Source organism: Gordonia sp. 'Campus' (assembly GCF_022206305.1).
Lineage (GTDB): Bacteria > Actinomycetota > Actinomycetes > Mycobacteriales > Mycobacteriaceae > Gordonia.
In genome coordinates this window covers 129,085-147,267 of record NZ_JAKOIW010000014.1, presented here as the reverse complement: position 1 = coordinate 147,267, position 18,183 = coordinate 129,085, and the positions used below count along the sequence as shown (strand labels likewise).

The 18,183-nt window shown below is 69.5% G+C and carries 13 protein-coding genes; 3 read left to right on the top strand and 10 right to left on the bottom strand.

Annotated elements, in window-relative coordinates:
• Nucleotides 1-66 precede the first annotated feature (66 nt).
• Nucleotides 67-1,194, top strand: coding sequence for a beta-mannosidase (locus MAY35_RS15985; RefSeq protein ID WP_238422282.1), 1,128 nt, complete (start codon nt 67-69; stop codon nt 1,192-1,194).
• Between the two features lie 21 nt (nt 1,195-1,215).
• Here the strand turns inward: MAY35_RS15985 and MAY35_RS15980 are convergent, their stop codons facing one another.
• From MAY35_RS15980 to MAY35_RS15965, 4 genes are all read right to left on the bottom strand, one after another.
• Nucleotides 1,216-2,871: a glycosyltransferase family 39 protein gene (locus MAY35_RS15980; protein ID WP_238422281.1), complete on the bottom strand. Its 1,656-nt coding sequence runs from the start codon at nt 2,869-2,871 to the stop codon at nt 1,216-1,218.
• Nucleotides 2,868-4,460: a glycosyltransferase gene (locus MAY35_RS15975; RefSeq protein WP_238422280.1), complete on the bottom strand. Its 1,593-nt coding sequence runs from the start codon at nt 4,458-4,460 to the stop codon at nt 2,868-2,870. Before MAY35_RS15975 ends, MAY35_RS15980 begins: the two co-directional genes overlap by 4 nt.
• Nucleotides 4,457-5,926: a hypothetical protein gene (locus tag MAY35_RS15970; RefSeq protein ID WP_238422295.1), complete on the bottom strand. Its 1,470-nt coding sequence runs from the start codon at nt 5,924-5,926 to the stop codon at nt 4,457-4,459. Before MAY35_RS15970 ends, MAY35_RS15975 begins: the two co-directional genes overlap by 4 nt.
• A gap of 87 nt (nt 5,927-6,013) precedes the next feature.
• Complete coding sequence (locus MAY35_RS15965) at nt 6,014-7,966, bottom strand: hypothetical protein (protein WP_238422279.1); 1,953 nt, start codon at nt 7,964-7,966, stop codon at nt 6,014-6,016.
• A 224-nt stretch (nt 7,967-8,190) separates the two neighbouring features.
• On the opposite strand from MAY35_RS15965, the gene MAY35_RS15960 reads away from it, so the two are divergent.
• Complete coding sequence (locus tag MAY35_RS15960; protein WP_238422278.1) at nt 8,191-8,994, top strand: alpha/beta fold hydrolase; 804 nt, start codon at nt 8,191-8,193, stop codon at nt 8,992-8,994.
• A gap of 41 nt (nt 8,995-9,035) precedes the next feature.
• Here MAY35_RS15960 and MAY35_RS15955 read toward each other — a convergent pair whose 3' ends face one another.
• On the bottom strand, nt 9,036-10,583 hold the full coding sequence (locus tag MAY35_RS15955) for a carboxylesterase/lipase family protein (RefSeq protein WP_238422277.1): 1,548 nt from the start codon (nt 10,581-10,583) through the stop codon (nt 9,036-9,038).
• A gap of 96 nt (nt 10,584-10,679) precedes the next feature.
• Here MAY35_RS15955 and MAY35_RS15950 point away from each other — a divergent pair, with 96 nt between their 5' ends.
• Nucleotides 10,680-11,435, top strand: a complete 756-nt coding sequence (locus MAY35_RS15950) for a LamB/YcsF family protein (RefSeq protein WP_238422276.1) — start codon at nt 10,680-10,682, stop codon at nt 11,433-11,435.
• Between the two features lie 25 nt (nt 11,436-11,460).
• On the opposite strand, the gene rlmB is transcribed toward MAY35_RS15950, so the two are convergent.
• From rlmB to MAY35_RS15925, 5 genes are read right to left on the bottom strand one after another with little or no spacing between them, the layout of a single operon-like run.
• A complete protein-coding gene (gene rlmB, locus MAY35_RS15945) occupies nt 11,461-12,411 on the bottom strand; it encodes a 23S rRNA (guanosine(2251)-2'-O)-methyltransferase RlmB (protein WP_238422275.1) in 951 nt (316 codons plus the stop codon).
• Nucleotides 12,411-13,802 (bottom strand): cysteine--tRNA ligase, encoded by a 1,392-nt coding sequence (gene cysS / locus MAY35_RS15940; RefSeq protein ID WP_238422274.1) that lies wholly within the window; start codon nt 13,800-13,802, stop codon nt 12,411-12,413. The genes rlmB and cysS overlap by 1 nt, the downstream gene beginning before the upstream one ends.
• Nucleotides 13,803-13,813: 11 nt before the next feature.
• On the bottom strand, nt 13,814-15,127 hold the full coding sequence (locus tag MAY35_RS15935) for a condensation protein (protein WP_238422273.1): 1,314 nt from the start codon (nt 15,125-15,127) through the stop codon (nt 13,814-13,816).
• The gene (locus tag MAY35_RS15930) at nt 15,124-16,578 is read right to left on the bottom strand and encodes an acyltransferase (RefSeq protein WP_238422272.1); all 1,455 of its coding nucleotides are present in this window, start codon (nt 16,576-16,578) and stop codon (nt 15,124-15,126) included. Before MAY35_RS15930 ends, MAY35_RS15935 begins: the two co-directional genes overlap by 4 nt.
• The gene (locus tag MAY35_RS15925; protein ID WP_238422271.1) at nt 16,578-18,086 is read right to left on the bottom strand and encodes a condensation domain-containing protein; all 1,509 of its coding nucleotides are present in this window, start codon (nt 18,084-18,086) and stop codon (nt 16,578-16,580) included. Before MAY35_RS15925 ends, MAY35_RS15930 begins: the two co-directional genes overlap by 1 nt.
• Nucleotides 18,087-18,183 lie beyond the last annotated feature (97 nt).

Below are 18,183 nucleotides of genomic sequence, written 5' to 3'. Positions count from 1 at the left end.
GTGCAACCCCGACCCCTGAGACCCCGACAACATACCGCCACCCTAGGTGACGAGTAGCCTGCACCTGTGGTCCACCGACGCACCTGGACGCGAACGCTCGCCGTGCTGGTCACCGCGATCGTCGGGGCCCTCGTGTGTCTCACCGGATGTGCCCGCACCCCTGATCCGGGACCCCTCCGGCCGGTGCCTGCGCAACGCATCCAGGCGACCCCGGACGGTCTGGTCCTCGACGGGAAACCCTGGTGGCCCGCCGGATTCAACGCCTATCAGCTGGGCACCGACTGGACGGTGAACGAGGGGTGTGGAGCCGAGGTCGACCTCGACGCGTACTTCGCCAAACTGCCCCCGCGGGCGCTGACCCGGTTCAACGTCTATTCGTCTTTCGCGGTGCACGAACGCAGCGGGTTGCTCGACTTCGCTCCGCTCGACCGGGTCTTCGCGGCGGCGGCCCGGCATCGTCAGCTGGTGCTGCCCGTACTCGCCGGCGGCTCCGGGGACTGCGAGGACGGCCGCTTCAAGGATCGTGCGTTCTACGCCGGAGGCTGGCGCGAGCAGTCGTCGGCGAGCCGGCCGTCCTATGCGCAGTGGGTCGAGACCGCGGTGTCGCGGTGGCACGACGAACCGTCGGTCGTCGGCTGGGAGCTCGTCGGTGAGCCGGAGGCCAGCCGGTGCGGCCCGGATTCGTGCGACTGGGCCGAGCGCGCCTGTCCCGCCGACGCGACCTCGGTCCTGCGTTCGTTCTTCGACTCGGCGGGTGCGATGCTGCGGACCTTCGACGCCGATCGACCGATCTTCGCGGGTCTCGTGGGTGGTGACCAGTGTGGTCTGGCCGGACCGGGATACCTCGAGGTGGCTCGGTCACCCGGCATCGACGTGCTCGACTTCCACGACTATCGCAGCGGGCGCGGCGAGACGTCCGGACCGCTCGGCAGCGATCTGGCGACCCGTGTCCGGCAGGCGCACAGCGTCGGGAAGCCGTTGATGGTCAACGAGATCGGCATCGACGCCGGCTCGTGTCTGTCGACCACGACACGCGCGCGGGCGCTCGAGGACATCATCGCCAACCACCGCGCGCTGGGCGTGGCGGGCGCGCTGCTGTGGGCGTTCGTGCCGAACCCCCGGGAGTCGGCCTGCACCTACGACATCGGCCCGTTCGACCCGGCGTGGAGCGTCGTCCGCGCCAGCATCCGCTGACGCCCGCCACGCTGCGTCGGCTCACTGAATCCGGTACATCCGCCAGTCCGGCAGGTCGGCGCCGTCGTTGCGTGCCTCGAGCGCGAGTGTGCCGATCTGGGCGCCGTTCTCGTACATCGTCGGATACCGCTGATTGACCGCGTCGGACAGGCCGCGCCCCGCGGACGGCACCGTGAGGAAGTACTGGACTCCCCCGCCGCGCGGGTCGTTGAGCAGCTCGGTGAAGTCACGATCGGACGGGATGACGAACTGGCGGGGCCTGGTGGACTGGGCCACCACCGCGAAGCCGTACACGGTGTCGCACAACACCGCCCCGTCGGGCAGGCGCAGGTCGTCGAGGTACTCGGCGAGGGCGCGTTCGGTGGAGAACGAGCGCACGATGCGCTCTTCACCGAGGTACTTCTCGGACACCGAATCCGGTTGCGGGCGGACCACCGACCCGAGCGCGAACTCCTGCGGCGCGTACTTGGGTGAGGTCATCCCGTACGTGGTGACCGGAAGCGCCGCGGCGACGACCACCAACGCCACCGCGACGGCGATCTTGTAACCCCACCTCGACGCGTACGGCCGCACCGGAGCCAGGTAGGCGTGTGCGCCCTTGCGCCGCATGGGGACCTGATGCCGCAGCGGCACCGCCATGAGCGCGACGATCGCGGCGAGGAGGATCACGGTCATGTAGAACCGCAGGAAGCCGAACGTCGATCCGCGCGAGTAGCCGTAGATCTGGAACACGAGGACCGCCACGACCAGGAGTGCCGGCAGCAACGGCATGAGGCGGTGGCGCCGGGCGCGCACCGCGATCAGTCCGAGTATCAGGATCGGCAGCAGCGGCGCGAGGATGGCGATCTCCGTGAGCGAGAACCCGAGAGCGTCCTGGGCGGTCGCCGACCCGCTTCCGCCGGACTGTTCGATGATCGCGGCGTTGCCGTACTCCGAGGTGAACTGTGCGAAGGCGTCGCCGGTGATGAGCCAGCCCGCGGCGGCCCACGCGAAGAAGGCCAACGCGCTGGGTGCGAGCGTCAGGGTCATGTCCAGCAGGACGCGCGACACCCGTTTCCGGGGGTCGTGACGGGTGTAGGTCACCCAGCCGACCACGAGTCCGGCCGCGAGCGCCGCGGCGCCGCCGTCGTAGCGGGTGAGGTAGGACAGGGCGAGAGCGACTCCGGCGACGACGAGTTCGTGGACGTCGTCGGTGGAGACCCAGCGGATCAGGCGCCGCGAGGCCCAGGCGAGGAAGAACAGGTAGGGCGCCTCACTCATCCCGTTCGCCGCGTACAGCACGATCATCGGGTTGATCGCGTAGAGAATCGTGAAGGTGGCGGCCACCCGGGTGCTGAGTCCCTGATCGCGCGCGATGCCGGAGATCTGCACGATCGAACCGGCCATGAAGGCCGACGACATGATCACCGCGGACAGCGCGTGCGTCGTCATCTCCGGTATCCACGGGCTCAATGCGACGAGCGGGAGCTGGACCACCGCGGTCAGGGGGGTGAAGACGAAGCCGATCGCGGCGAGGTGTGGGCTCCGACTGAACAGGACGCTCTGCGCCGACTGCACCCGCGACAACGCGTCGCCGAACAGGAGGTGGACCTCGGTGGCGAGGTACACGCCGACGACGAGGTAGGGGATCCACGCGGCCAGGAAGATGAGCACCCCGGCGGGGACGCGGCGGCTCACGTCGTGACCCCGGCCGGTGCCGCGGCGTCGTCTCCGTCGCCGGCGTCCGGTTTCTCCTCCGACTTGCCCTGGCTGCTGGTCGACAGGCCGTGGAAGGTCTTCTCCCAGTAGGACGGATTGACCAGGATCTGCCACATGCCCTTGATGGCCGCGACACTCATCATCAACCAGTACAGCGGGATCAGCAGCGCCGACAGCAGCAGCTCGCTGCGGTCGTCCTCACGGATCGCGATGAGGTTCATGTAGATGGCCGCGCCGTTGCCGAGCAGCATCGAGACCAGCGCGAGGTAGTAGATCGGCCCGGGGAACAACTCGGCGACGATCGGCGGCTGCCCGCCGATCCACAGCGCCAGGATCAGCCAGAACACCATGTTCAGGCACGCGATGACCGGTGTCCCCGCGATGAGCAGCGTGAAGCGCGCGAAGGCCACCGGCCCCAGGATGTGCCACAGCTTGACCGGATGACGCATGTGGACGAGCCACGTCTGCATGTAGCCCTTGTACCAACGGGATCGCTGGCGGACCCAGTTGATCGCGTCGACGTTGGCCTCTTCCAGCGTGACCGAGTCCAGCACGACGGTGCGGTACCCGTGGTCGGCGATCCGCACCCCGAGGTCCGCGTCCTCGGTCACGTTGAACGGGTCCCACGCCCCGATCGTGTCGAGCACGTCGCGCTTGAAGTGATTCGACGTGCCGCCCAACGGGATCGGGGCCCGGCTCACCATCATGCCCGGCAGGAGGAAGCCGAACCAGATGCCGTAGTCGGCGGTGAACCACTCCGTGAGCAGATTGTCGCGCACGTTGTGGAAGCTGAGCTTCCCCTGGACGCACACCACCGACTCGTCGTCGGAGTTGTTCAACACGTAGACGGCGCGGCGCAGCTGCAGCGGGTCGGGTTTGTCCTCGGCGTCGAAGATCGTGACGATGTCCCCGGTGGCGAAGTGCATGCCGTAGTTGCAGGCCTTCGGCTTGGTCCGCGGCTGGGCCGGGGGCGTGAGCACGACGGTGACGATGCCGTTCGCCTCGACGCCGCGGGCGGCATCGATCGTCGGCTGATCGTCCTCCTCGAGCAACAGCAGCACCTGCAGCTTCTCCCGCGGGTACTCGATGGTCTCCATGGCGGCGACGAGTTCACCGACGACCTCGGGTTCACCGTAGGCCGGGACGAACACCGTGTAGTACGGCAGCTCGTCGTCGGGGATCGATCGCGCGTCCTCGTCGGAGACCCGGATCGCACCGTTGACCAGACCGCGGCGGAAGACGACGACGCGGTCGACGATGGTGACCACATAGCCGATGGTCGCGATCGACACCAGCGTGGCGCAGGTCCCGACCGGGTACAGCACCATCGCGACCGCGATCACGCCGAGCATCGTGAACCCGATGATCTTCTGAATCCTGCTGAACGCCACCGACGCCGACATGTCCTCGTCGGCGTTGCGCAGACGGTTCACCGCGTCGTCGAGTGCCTGCGCCCGGTAGTCGGGATCGGCCAGCAGGTCGGCGACCGGCCGCCGGGGACGCGTGCTCCGGGCAACCCCCGGTGCGTCGGCGTCCCGGTCCCCCTGATCGTCATCCCGGCCGGTCATGTCGCACCTCCCCCGCCGCCGGTCTGGGCAGCGATGAGGCCGGACGCCAGCCCGATCAGCAGGGTCCGATCCTTGTACTGCGGATCGCTGTCGCGCAGGACGGCGTTGCCGCGCAGGAGGATGATCATCAGGCTGTTGAGGTTGGCCATGATCGTGATCCGCGGTTCGGGGAAGTACGCGTCGGGTTCATGGTTGTCGACCGCCCACAACATGACCTGCTGCGTACGGCTCCCGTTGGTCCACCACCACGACAGGACCGTGTAGGTGAGGTACCGGGTGTCGTCGACGACGCTCCACATCCGTCCGCGGACTCCGAACGGCAGGTCGATGTCGAACGGCACACTCGACCGGTCCTGGGAGAGGTCGTACCGGAAGATGTCCGGGTACACCTCGAGGACCAGTGACCTGCGGGTGTCGACGCTGTCCACGACGACCCGGCGCGGCCGGGCGAACTTGTCGAACGCTCGGCTCCCGCGGCTCTCGACGAGCACCTGCCGATTGAGCGTCGCCCCGGGCCCGTACAGGCGGCTCACCCATCCGTAGACGCCGACCGATTCCTGCCGCCACCCCGCGGGCACCACCAGCGCGGGTCCGATGTCGAGTTGGGGGAATCGCGTGTTCTGCCATGTGCTGCCCACCGGCGGCGTGGGGATCATCGCGAGAAGGGCCGCGGCGAGGAGTATCACCAGGCCCGGGCGCCCCACGAAGGTGACCTTCGGTGCGGCGAAGTGCCCGGTGTCCGGCGGCGACCAGTGCAGCCCACCTCGTCGGCGGTAGTCGAACAGCATGTACGACGACGTCGCGAACGCGGCGATCAGCGCCGGATACGGGACGAGGACGTTGCGGGGGGCATCGAGCAGGTAGAGGACCACCAGCGCGCCGGTCCCGATCCCGCCTGCGAGCAACGCGGCGAGCGCCTTGCGTCGCCAGGTCCGGCCCACCGCGATGGCGGTCGCGGCCACCGCCATCAGCACCAGGACGAAGCCGGCCGCGAGGGATGTGCCGCCGAGCGGCAGGACGACGCCTCGCACGGGCAGCGGAAAGATCAGGGCGAACAGCAGCCACGCCCACCGGTATCGCGCGACGGGGCGCAGCCCGAACAGCAGGATCGACGCCCCGAGCACGAACAGCCAGAGCGCCAGGAGGTCCATGTGGGTCGTGAGATACGCGCGCGCGTACCGCGGGTTCACGAGGTACTTCATCGCCAGGGCGAGGATGAGCACGACGATCCCGACGATGACATCGGTCTGGCGGTCGTAGATCGGCAGTTCGTCGAAGCGACGCCACGAGACCCCGACGACGGCCACGATGCTGAGGACCACGAGCACCGGGACGTAGAGGATCAGCGTCTGCGCCATCAGCTCCTCGACCACCGCCCGGATGGTGTTCCAGAAACCCAGGGCGGTGCACGCAAGCAGGAACAGCCACCGCAGGGCGATGGCGCGGTCGGGGTGTTCGACGAACATCTTCGGCGGCGCCGCGGGTTTCCGGCGCGTCGCCACCCCGACGACTCTCGAGTCGACGACCCTGGTGACGGTCGATGGCACGGGAGATCAGTCCTGGTCGGTGCTTCGGCGCCGGCGTTGTACCACCACGGTCGCCACCAACGCGGCGACGACGATGACGCCGGCGGCCACCACCGCGACCACGGTCCACACCGAACCCGAAGACGACTCCGGTGCGACCTGCTGCTCGTCGGCGAGTACCTCCACCGGTTCCTCCCCGGAGACCTGCAGCAGCGCATCGCCGTTCAGCGACGGCCACCGGTCCGGGTCGGCCTCCAGCCAGGTGAGCACGGCGTCGAGGTCCGCGGGGTCGTCGGTCGACGTGGCCACGAGCACGGTACGGCCGTCGTCGCGCGCCACCTGGAGCGAACCGAACCGCAGTGTCGGGGTGATGACCACCTCCGAGCGCTGACCGTCGTCGTTGCGGACCGAGACCGTGCCGCCGTCGGCGGTGACGGGCAGGTCGACATCCGGCGCACCGCGGCCGTCGGCGGCGATGATCACCGCCGGTCCGCCCGAGGCCATCGCGTCCTCGACGGGCATCACCTCGACGCCGAGGCGGACCGCGGACAGGCGCTGCAGACCCGTCATGAGCGACACCGCACGCCGCACGTCGGCGACACTGCCCGTCGTCCACGCCACCGCGGTGTTGGGCATCAGGGCCTGGGGCAGTGACGCGAACCCGGCCGGTGTGGGCGGGTCGGCGGGCTCCGACCGGACCTCACCGGACGAGTCGAGACTCAGCGAGGTACGCGTGCCGTCACCGCACTGTTCGCGGACGCCGGCGTGGTTGTAGGTGACGGTCAGCTCGGTGTAGCGCGTCAGCAGGTCCTGCGGGATGTCCACCCAATGGTCGTAACTCCCCGACCCGTCGGCCGGCCAGGACGCGATGACCCGGGGTCCGATCGCCACCGCGATCTGACCGCCCATCGGCGTGTAGGCGCCCTTCACCTGGATGCGGACGTTCTTCGACGGCCGTCCGAGGCGCGCCTGGTCGATGCCGAACGAGATCGACGGCCAACCGGTCGCGGTCACCTGCTGATCACCGACACCGAGGTCCGCGAGGGTGTTGACCACCGGGGCGAGCTGGGGTGCGTCGAAGGGTGCGCCGGCCACGGCCGCCGAGCTGATCGCGATGGACGACAGGTTCGAGGTGAGGAAGCCGACCTGCGACGGCAACTGGTCGGCACCGCCGCCGAGGCGGAGCACCGGCCACCCGGCACCGGGAGCCAGGCTCAGTCCCTCGTCCAGGTCGGAGTTGATGACCACCTGTCGTTCCAGCGGTTCGATCGGCTCGGTGGGCGTCGTGCCGCGCGGCAGCGACGCGGTCTCGATCTCGACGGTCGCCGAACCGTAGTTCGCGACCACGGCGGTCGCCAAGGACACCGCGGCCGCGCCCTCTGCGGGCCGCACGTCGTCGGGGACATAGATCGTGAGCTTGCGCAACACCGGCGGGAGGAACTCGGCGACGCTGTTCGGGGCGGCTTCCCGCCCGCCGTACGACACCGTCGCGTTCTCGATCCGGAAACCCGAGTCGGGGTCGAACAGACAGGTACCCGCGGTGCGGAGGTACGTCCGCAGTACGAGGTCGGCGGCATTGCGTTCCACTCGCACGCCACGCAGGGGTAGCACGATCGGAGAGTTGACGGCCGTGTTGATGGGCGTGCGGGAGATCAGCCGTCCTTCTTGCAGGACGTCGACCGTGCCGCCGGTGACGAACGCCGGATACTGCGCAATGCCCCGCAGCTCGGTGGGGGTGAGGTTCGGCGGCACCGCGAGGGCCAGACTGACCTCACCCTGCTGGCCGGGGAAGGAGATGGTCGTCGACGAGCCGAGATCGCGAAGACTCAGCGGCGGCGGCGGATCACCGGGGGCCGCGCCGGCGACGGATATGGCCCCCGCGCCGATCGAGCCCGCACCGGCCAGCAGGAGGCCGGCGAGCAGGAACGCGGATGCGCGAAGCGCTCCAGAACGAGGACGGCCGCGAAATCCCCTCAACACGTGTGTTTCTCACCCTTCGAAAGATCCCCGGTCCCGACCCGTGCACCGCCCCGCAGAAAAACTTATCGGATCATCGAGAAACGGACACCTTTTCGACACGCGGTGATGTCGGCTGACGGCCTCTGCGGCCCGGGGTGTCGATTCGCAAACGTTCGCCCGAAGACCCGTCCAACTCTGCGACCATGGCGGAGGTCGAGACATCCGGGCGAACGCGAGGGAGCGACATGCGGCAGGTGCACGCCGGCGAACACGTCGACGGCGGTGAGTACGTCGACCTCGCCGGGGCGACCGTATGGCACTTCACCGCGGGCGAACCGACCGGGCCGCCCACGGTGCTGCTGCACGGTCTGTTCGCCTCGGCCTCGTCGTGGGGTACACAGATCGGCGGATTCCTCGACGCCGGACTGCAGATCTTCGTGCCCGAGCGCCCGGGCCACGGGCACAGCCCCGACATCCCGGGCGAGTTCAGCTTCGACACCATCGTCGAACGCACCATCCGCTACCTCGACGAGATCGTCGGCCGCCCCGCGAACCTGGTCGGCTGGGCCGACGGAGCAGCAGTCGCGCTGCTCGTGGCACGGACCCGGCCCGATCTGGTGAGCAGGCTCGTCTTCGTCGGGGGCTACCTCAACAGCGAGGGCCGGACGGCCGACGAGTTCATCGCCCGGGTCGCCCGCCGCGACCCCACGACCGTCGAATATCTACGCATCTACTACGACGACACGTCACCGGACGGGCCCGAGCATTTTCCGGTGGTCTACGACAAGGCGATCCGCATGCTCACCAGGGAACCAGAATTCGACGTGGCGGAATTCGCCGGCGTCGCGGCCCCGACCCTGGTCGTCGTCGCCGACCGGGGGCTCGTGCGCATCGAGCACGCACTCGAACTGTCCCGGACGCTCCCGCACGCGCGGCTCGCGGTCATCCCGGGCACCCACATCCTGCCGGTGGAGTCGCCCGAACTGTTCAACCCGCTCGTGTTGTCGTTCCTCGCCGCCGACCCGCCGTCGGTGTGGGAGTTCGGGTGACTCCCGCCCCCTGAGGTGCGAGCGGAGCGAGCCTCGAAGGGTCAGGCCGGCGAGTGCACCCGGTACCACGCCTGCCGGCGAAGGGTGTCGGGGTCGGCCTCGACGTGGTCGGGGTCGTCGAGCACGAGGACCTTGCGCTCGCCGGTGGTGAACGCGGGCCAGCCGAGTCCGGGGTCGCCGGTGCGCGCGAACGCACCCCATCGGCCCTGGACGTTCTGGGTGACCCGCCCGCTGCCCGGCCAGTCGGCCACGGCCAGGCCGGCGCCCATCGGCGCCCGGTAGGCACCGAAGACGCTGAACAGCTCGGTGGCGTGCGTCGCCCCGAAGCCGGTGGCCTCCAGGATCTTCGTCTGATAGTCGTACCGGTACACATACGTCGGCGCCACGCCGCTGTGTCCGTCGGCGAAGGCGGTCATGGGAGCCCAGAAGATCGAATCACCCGCCAACCTGATGCGGTCGCGGTCGCCGTCCTCGTAATGCGAGGCGATCTCCTTGCGGACCTCGTCGTCCTCGACGCGCATGAGGGTCCGCTCGGCGTCGGGGAGGACGTTCCAGAGCTTCGCGAAGAGATTCGCCTCGTCTCGGTTGCTGCCGATCACCAGCGGAACCGGCTGGGTGAGGCCGCCGGCGGCAGCGGCGAGCGGTGACCGTGGCAGCAGGTCGCCGTCGACGATGGGCGCGAACGGAATCGATCCGCCGGCCGTCTTCGTCGCGAAACGCATCAGTTTGTTTCCCGCTGCCAGCAGCAACGCCGGATTCGGTGCGGTGAGCAGGCGCTGCGCCTCGGCGGTGTCGACGGGCGGCTCGTGGCGTTCGAACGAGTTCGAGCGTCGCTGCGGGTCGCGCAGCAGACGGACGAATTCGTCGGCGTAGACCGTCGCGGCATCTTGTTCGACGATGAGCTCCGGCGCCGGACTCTGGGCGATCACCCGATGGAACAGACCGGTGGTCGACGGCGCCGACAGCAGCGACAGCACCGACGTCCCGCCTGCGCTCTCACCGAAGACCGTCACGTTGCCCGCGTCTCCGCCGAACGCCTCGATGTTGTCCTGTACCCACTGCAGTGCAGCGATCTGGTCGCGGAGGCCGACGTTCGTGTCGAACGGCCGGTCGTCGGTCGCGAACTCGCTCAGGTCGAGGAAACCGAACGGGCCGAAGCGGTATTGGACGGTCACGACCACGACGTCCTGGGCACGGGCGAGGAACGCGCCGTCGTACAGCGGCGTCGCCGCGGTTCCCAGGATGAACGCGCCGCCGTGGATGAAGACCATGACCGGGCGGGGCTTCGACGACGACGAGTCCGGCGAGAAGACGTTGAGCGTCAGGCAGTCCTCGGCCATCGGCGCGAACTTGCCGGGTGCGATCGCGGTGAACCGCTTCTCCTGGATCGCCGCCTTGCCGATCTTCGTGCAGTCGCGCACGCCCGGCCAGTCGTGGGCCGGCTCGGGTGCACGGAATCGGCGGTGCGCGACCGGCGGCGCCGCGAAGGGGATGCCGCGCCAGCTGATGGTCCCCCGGCGCAGCCGCTTTCCGCGAGCGCCCTCGACCACGCCGTTACGCGTGGTCACCTTACTGTCCAGTAGTGCCATGTCCCCCACCGTAGACGACACGGGCGATTCGTCCAGCCGCTGACAGGCGCCCGATCGTCCGGTCGCGACACCGCGACCGGGCCCTAGAATGCCTCCATGGACTCCGGCGGCGGCCTCATCGATCTCAACGCCGACCTCGGGGAGGGCGTCGGCGACGACGCGGCGATGCTGGAGATCGTCACCAGCGCGAACGTGGCCTGCGGATTCCACGCCGGAACCCCCACCGACCTGCACGAGACGTGCCGGGCCGCGGTGGCGGCCGGGGTGCGGATCGGCGCCCAGGTGTCCTACCCCGACCGCAGCGGCTTCGGCCGCCGGTTCATGGAGATGACGACGTCCGACCTCATCGCCGATCTCGTCTATCAGATCGGTGCGCTCGACGCCCTGGCACGTTCGGTCGGCGGCCGGGTGGCATATGTGAAACCCCATGGCGCGCTGTACAACACCGTCGTCCGCCACGAACAGCAAGCAGATGCGGTCGTCGCCGCGATCCGTGATGTCGACGCTGGGCTCTCGGTCATGGGACTACCCGGCTCCGAGGTGCTCGCCCGCGCGCGGCGCGCCGGGCTCGCGACCGTCACCGAGGCCTTCGCCGACCGCGCGTACACCCCACAGGGCACCCTGGTCCCCCGCGCCGAGACAGGAGCGGTGTTGTCCGACACCGCCGAGATCGCCCGCCGGGTGGTGGAACTCGTCACGACCGGCCGGATCGCGGCGATCGACGGGACCAGCATCGGCGTCGAGGCACAGTCGGTGTGCCTGCACGGCGACACCCCGGGAGCCGTGCACCACGCGCAGGCGGTGAGGGCCGCGCTGACCGACGCCGGGTTCGCGATCGGGGCACCGGGATGAGGCGAGCCGCCTCTCCCGGGCGGAGTTATCCGCGCCGCTGCCTGGCGAATTCGGCGAGGACCACGCCGGCCGCGACGGAGGCGTTGAGGCTCTCGACGTCACCGGCCATCGGGATCGAGAGGATCGAGTCACAGCTCTCACGGACGAGTCGGGACAGACCCTTGCCCTCCGAGCCGACCACGATCACCGTCGGGCCACTGCCGTCGTAGTCGTCGAGGGTGACGTCCCCGTCGGCGTCGAGGCCGACGAGCTGCGCACCGGACTCGGCCCAGTCCTTCAGCGTCCGGGTGAGATTCGTGGCGCGGGCGACCGGGAGACGCGCGGCGGCACCGGCGCTGGTACGCCAGGCGACGGCCGTCACGCTGGCGCTGCGGCGCGCCGGGATGACCACGCCGTGACCGCCGAATGCGGCCACCGAGCGGATCACCGCACCGAGGTTGCGCGGATCGGTGATGTTGTCGAGAGCGACCAGTAGCGGCGGGGTCCCGCTCGCCTTCGCCTGCGCCATCAGGTCGTCGGGATGGGTGTACTCGTACTCGGGCACCTGCAGGGCGATGCCCTGGTGCATGCCGTTGGTGGACAACCGATCCAGCTCGGGCTTGCCGACCTCGAGGATCGAGATCGCCGAGTCGCCGGCGATCTTGACCGCCTCGGCGACGCGCTCGTCGGGTTCGGCGTTGGTCGCGATGTAGAGGGCGGTCGCCGGGACGCCTGCGCGCAGGCACTCCACCACGGGATTACGGCCCAACACGTACTCGGGACCCTCGTCCTTGGCGCGTGCGCCACCGCGGCCGGCCGCCGACTTCGAGGCGGCCTTCGCGCGCTTGTGCGCCGGATGGTACGGCCGGTCAACGGCTTTCGGTGTCGCACCGCGGGCTTCGAGACCGCGGCGGCGCTGACCGCCGGAGCCGACGGTCTGCCCCTTCTTGGTGCCGTCCTTGCGGATCGCACCCCTACGCTTGGAATTGCCTGCCATCACGCCTCACCCTTCAACGCCCATTGCGCACCATCGGGGGTGTCGGTGACCTCGATACCGGCCTCGGCCAGCCGGTCCCGCACCGCGTCCGCGGTGGTCCAGTCCTTGGCGGCGCGCGCATCCGCACGCCGTTGTAGTTCCGCTCGCACCAGCACATCGAGCGCCGAGTTCGCGGCCGAATCGTCGGCGGAACCCGCCCACCGGTCGTCGAGCGGGTCGACTCCCAGGATGCCGGTCATCGCGCGCACCGAGGAGGCCGCCGCAAGCGCCGCGGCGCCGTCACCGGACTCCAGGGCCGTGTTGCCCTGCCGAACCACGTTGTGCACCACGGCAAGAGCAGCCGGGACACCCAGATCGTCGTCGAGCGCGACCACGAACTCGGGATCGACGTCGCCGACGACCACGTCACCGACTCGCGCGGCGACCCGTTCGACGAACGACTCGATCCGGCGGTATCCGGCGGCCGCCTCGGTCAGCGCTCCCGCCGAATACTCCAACATCGACCGATAGTGGGCGCTACCGAGGTAGTACCGCAGTTCGACGGCCCGCACCCGCTGCAGCATCGCGGGGATCGAGACCACGTTGCCGAGTGACTTGCTCATCTTCTCGCCACCCATGGTGACCCAGCCGTTGTGTAACCAGTAGCGCGCGAACGGATCTCCCGCACCGTGCGCCTGGGCGATCTCGTTCTCGTGATGCGGGAAGACCAGATCCATGCCACCGCAGTGGATGTCGAATTCGGGCCCCAGGAGGCTGGTGGCCATGGCGGAGCATTCGAGGTGCCAGCCGGGGCGCCCGGGGCCCCACGGCGTCGGCCACGACGGCTCGTCGGGCTTGGCCGCCTTCCACAGGGTGAAGTCCCGCGGGTCGCGCTTCCCGGTGCCCGCACCCTCACCCTGGTGGACGTCGTCGAGCTTGTGCCCGGACAGCGATCCGTAATCGGGCAGGCTCCGCACATCGAAGTACACGTTGCCGTCGGCGACGTAGGCGTGTCCGCGCTCGATGAGCCGCTCCATGTACTCGACCATCTGGGTGACGAATCCGGTCGCCCGGGGCTCCGCCGACGGGGGCAGCACCCCGAGCGCGCGGTAGGCGTCGTCGAAGGCGCGCTCGTGTGTCGCCGCCCACTCCCACCAGGGCCGGCCGGCGTCGGCGGCCTTCCGGAGGATCTTGTCGTCGATGTCGGTGACGTTGCGGACGAACAGGACGTCGAGACCCTGGTGGGTCAGCCAGCGTCGGAGGATGTCGAAGGCGATACCGCTGCGCACGTGACCGATGTGGGGAACACCCTGCACCGTCGCCCCGCACAGGTACACCGACGCCTGGCCTGGGTGCAGCGGCACGAAGTCGCGCACCTCTCGGGATTCGGTGTCATACAGGCGCAGGGTCACGACCGGCCATCCTACCGGACCACGACCTGGGCGATCAGCGCGCTCATCTCCCGGAGGGTGGCGCCCAGCGCCTCGACCGCGCGGTCGGTGTGCGGATGCCGCACCCGCACGTGGATGCCGTCCGCGTCCCGCCAGAACCACCACTGCGCGGTGTCGGTGGCCTTGGAGCTCGACACCTGCTCCGCACGCACTCCGGGGTGTGGTCCGGGCATTCGGGTGTAGTCGACGTAGGACATCATGAACACGTCGTTGCGACCGGGACGCAGCAGATGTCCGAAGGCGCCGTAGACGGGCGTGAGGCCGATCTCCGCAAGCGGCAGGGCCGCGGCCAGCCGTTCGGTGTTGGCCCGCATCGCCGAGAACAGGTCGTCGGAGCCCGCCGCGATCCGCAGGGGCGCGTTGCCCACCGACCATCCGACGCAGCCGGGACCTGCGCCGGTACCGGTCGGGACGACGGTCGGCACCTCGCCGGGACCTCCGAGGGACTCGATCGCCCGGGCCGCGCAGGTGAGCACCGCCGGATAGGTCCGCGCACCGTGTCGGTGGACCGTCGAGCTGAACTCGCGCGCGGCCTCGGCCGGCAGCAGGGTCGCGACCATCGTGTGCATGTCTGCCGTCGCCCCCGGGTCGACGCCGAGGTCGAGGGGGAACTCCGGGACGGTCCACCCGGCGGCGGCCAGGAACTGTTCCCACCCACCGAGCCGTGGGTCGTCGGCGGTCACCGAGGCCTCCACCTCGGCGACGCGCCGCAACGCCTCCAGCCCCGACTCGGCCGGCGCCGGCGTCCGGCCGGCGAGCAGCTCGCAGATCTCGCCGGACAGCAGCGCGAGGGACCGGGCATCCACATAGCAGTGGTCGAAACCGCAGACCAGCGTCGTGGTCGACGACCGCAGGACGGCGGCGAGGAAGTGTGGCATCGGTTCGAACGGATCGCATGTCGCGGTGATGGAGCCGCTCAGCCGCTCGGCGAACGCCCGGGGGCCGAGACCCGAATCCGGTTCGCGCAAGGCCTCTTTCACATCGACGGCGGCGTGCAGGACGCGCTGATACCCCGCGGCGGTCCGCACGTAGTGACTGCGGAGCACGTCGTGCCGGGCGATGACCGTCGTCGCGACCTCGCCGAGCACCTCTTCATCGAGCCGTTCCGGGAATTCGAGGGTGAGCGCGATCCATCCCGGCTGCCCCTGCGACACCGAATCCAGATGGAACCGTTCGTTCTCCGAGACGGGGGCGCCCGATCGGACGACGCCACCCCCGGGCACCGGTTGCCACCGGACGAGTTCTCCCGGTTCGACCTCCCAGGTCTCCGAACTCGACAGCTTCACCGCGAATCCCCTTCCCGTGCGTACTCGGTCAGTATCTCCGCGACCCGGCCGAGATGCTCCACGATCGCAGCACGGGCGACGCCATTGTCGGGGATCTGGGACTGTACCGCGAGACCGCTCGCGCTTCGCGTGAACCAGAGGTTCGCGTTCCGGGTGTGCCCCAGCGCACTGAACATCTGCATCGAGGCCACAACCGGGTCCCCGGCGACGGGAAGTCGACGGAGATCGGTGTAGGACACCATGTACGGACTGCCGTCGAGACCGCGGAACGCGCCTTCGGCCGCCAGTTGCGCGAGCGCGGCATGGGCGGGCACCCCCGCGGCGCGACGCGCCGATCGCATCGTGCCGGTGGCAGTGCGTATCAGGGAATCGAACGACGTGTCCTCGCCACTCGGGATGTCGACGACGACAGGGGCGAAGTTGCACAACCAGCCCTGCGTCCACGTGTTCTCCGGTGCGCGGGTCGCGAGCACGGTCGACACGAAGAACTCCTTGTCGCCGGTCATCTCGTGGTGGCGGCGGGCCAGTGCGGCGAAGATCAGTCCGGAGAAACCACCTCCCGTGATCCCCAGGCGCGCATCGCACGATGCGAGTGCCTGTTCGTCGAGCAACTCGACGTCCACCGAGACCGACGGCTCCGGCTGGTCGTCGGTCAGGCCCAGCTCCATCGGGCACCGCGGCGCCCGACCGTCGTTGATACCCAGCGCCTCCCGCCACACCGAGATCCGGTCATCGCCCGGGTCGAGTGCGACTGCCGCGCGGCGTTCGGCCAGCACCGCGTCGCCGAACGATCCCGCCGCCTCGAGCTCGGGCGGGACTCCGGTGCGGTGTCCCCGATAGAGCGCGGCGATCTCGGCCACTGCGAGCACGCACGAATAGCCGTCGCCGTGTGCATGATCGGTGGCGTAGAAGAAGGTGAAGCCGGACTCGTTCGCGGCCGCACCCCACCAAGAACCCGGGATCTCGTCGGCCCGAGCATTTTCCGACGCCCGGCGACCGACCCAGTCGCCGAGGTCGTCGTGGTCGAGGAATCGCGGCTGCGTCTCGGCGGTGACGATCTCGAACACCTCCGGGGGCGCGACCCACCGTTGCGGACCGGCCGGACCCGAGCGGTAGTGGCTGCGCAATTCCTCGTGCCGCCGGACGAAGTCGGTGAGAGCTGCGGCCATCGCCTCGTCGACGAGCGGGATGTCGAATCGTGCCGCGGCCACGATGAACCCGGTGTGGGGTCTGCCGTGGCCGCGGACGGCCTCCATCGCCGTCAGGTGATCGGACTGGAGGAACGACACCCCGGTGTCCCAGTGCACCGACTCCGCACCGACCCGCTCGGGATCGCGCAGGCCCCATTCGACGGTGTACCCGCCGACGAGATGGTCACCGAGCCGGGCGATCAACGAACCCGATTCGCTGAACTCGGGCGCGAAAGCGCCGCGCTGCCGGGCGTCGGGCATCAGTTGCTGAGCGCGGCTGACGATTGTCCGGGGTCGACGACGGCGACCGAGGCCGGAGCCGGTCCGTAGACGTACTCGCAGTCCCCGTCGGCGACGATCTTCTTCAGGATCTGATGGAAGGTCGACAGGAAGACCTCCACGGCCTCGGCCGAGGCGTCGGCCGGGAACCGCGCGGACACGTTCAGCCCGGTCGGGATGCGGTTGATCCAGAAGTACACCTCGTCGGCGTCACGAGTCGCACTGCGGAGCACGCGCGCCTGGCGCGGCGTCCACTCGGCCGCACCTTCGGCGTGACGGAGGTCGATGTAGGACACGACGAATCCGGGCGGGGTGACGTCCCCGCCGATGAGTTCGGCGACGGGCGCGAAAGGTGCTGCCCCCACGGCTTTGTACTGTGCGGAGGTGGCGGCGACGGCCGTGAGGGCGTCGGTGAACCTCGAGGGCTGCCCGGGCCGCACCGCGACCGGGATGATCCCCACGAACCATCCCACCGCCTCGCCCCATTCGATGGCGTTGCGGGTGTGGACCGGGCCGATGAACCGGAGATCGGCGGTGCCCGACAGGGCTGCCGACGTCATGGACAGAGCCGTGTAGATCCCCGCCGTCATCGACGAACCGGCGCCCTTGCACACGGCGTCGAAGGCCTTGGTCTCGGTCGCGTCGAGCAGCCAGTGCGACAGGGTCGCCTGGAAGCCGTTGTCCGGCACACGGTTCGTCGTGATCGTGCGCGGCGCGTCGGCCGGCACGTCGAAGCGGGGGAAACGCGGGATCGGTTCGGGCTGGGTGGCGGTGGGGGTGTCGTCGAAGAAGCTGCGCCACTGGCTGACCGCGGCGTTGTTCGCGTCGATCTGCTCGCCCAGCCTGCGCTCGGCGTCACTGAAGTCCAGGTAGCTGCCGAAGTCGGCGAGCGCGTGCGGTTCCCCGGAGACCTCGGCGGTGTACAGCGCCGTGAGCTCGCGGATGGCGAACACCTGTGTGTAGGCGTCCATCACGGTGTGGTCGGCGGCGAACGCCAGCAGGAAGCCGGTGTCGTCGCCGGTCGGCTCGACCGTCACGGCGATGCAGTGCGGCCAGCTCAGCGGGGTGACGGTCCGGTTGAAGTAGTCGATGACGAGGTCGGACACCTCGGTCGGCGCGAGGTCGGCACCGAAAGCCTTCTCACACACGGTGACCGCGTCGGCGGACACCGTGATGCGGGTCAGGTCGCCCTGCAGGTGCTCGGGTTCGTGGACCCGCACCGACGTCCGGAAGGCCTCGTGCCGCCGGTACCACGCGACCAGCGTGCGCGAGAGCGCTTCCCGGTCCAGCGGGCGCTCGATACGGAAGGCGGTGCCGATCCACTGGCTGTACCAGTCCGACCCCTCGCGGACCGCACGGCGAGCGTGCTCGAGGTGCATGTACGACAGCTGCCGCGAATCGGTGAGCCATTCCTCGGCGTCGACCTGCGGCTCCCACGCGGTCACAGTGCCGCCGGGCATCGAATAATCAGTCAGCTCGGTGTATTCCATCACTACCTTTCGTGTTCGCACACGTCTCGGCCCCCGACAGGTGTTCTGCTGAGGTCCGCCGCCTCTCCCCTGAGGCCCCGCACCCCCGCATGTCTTA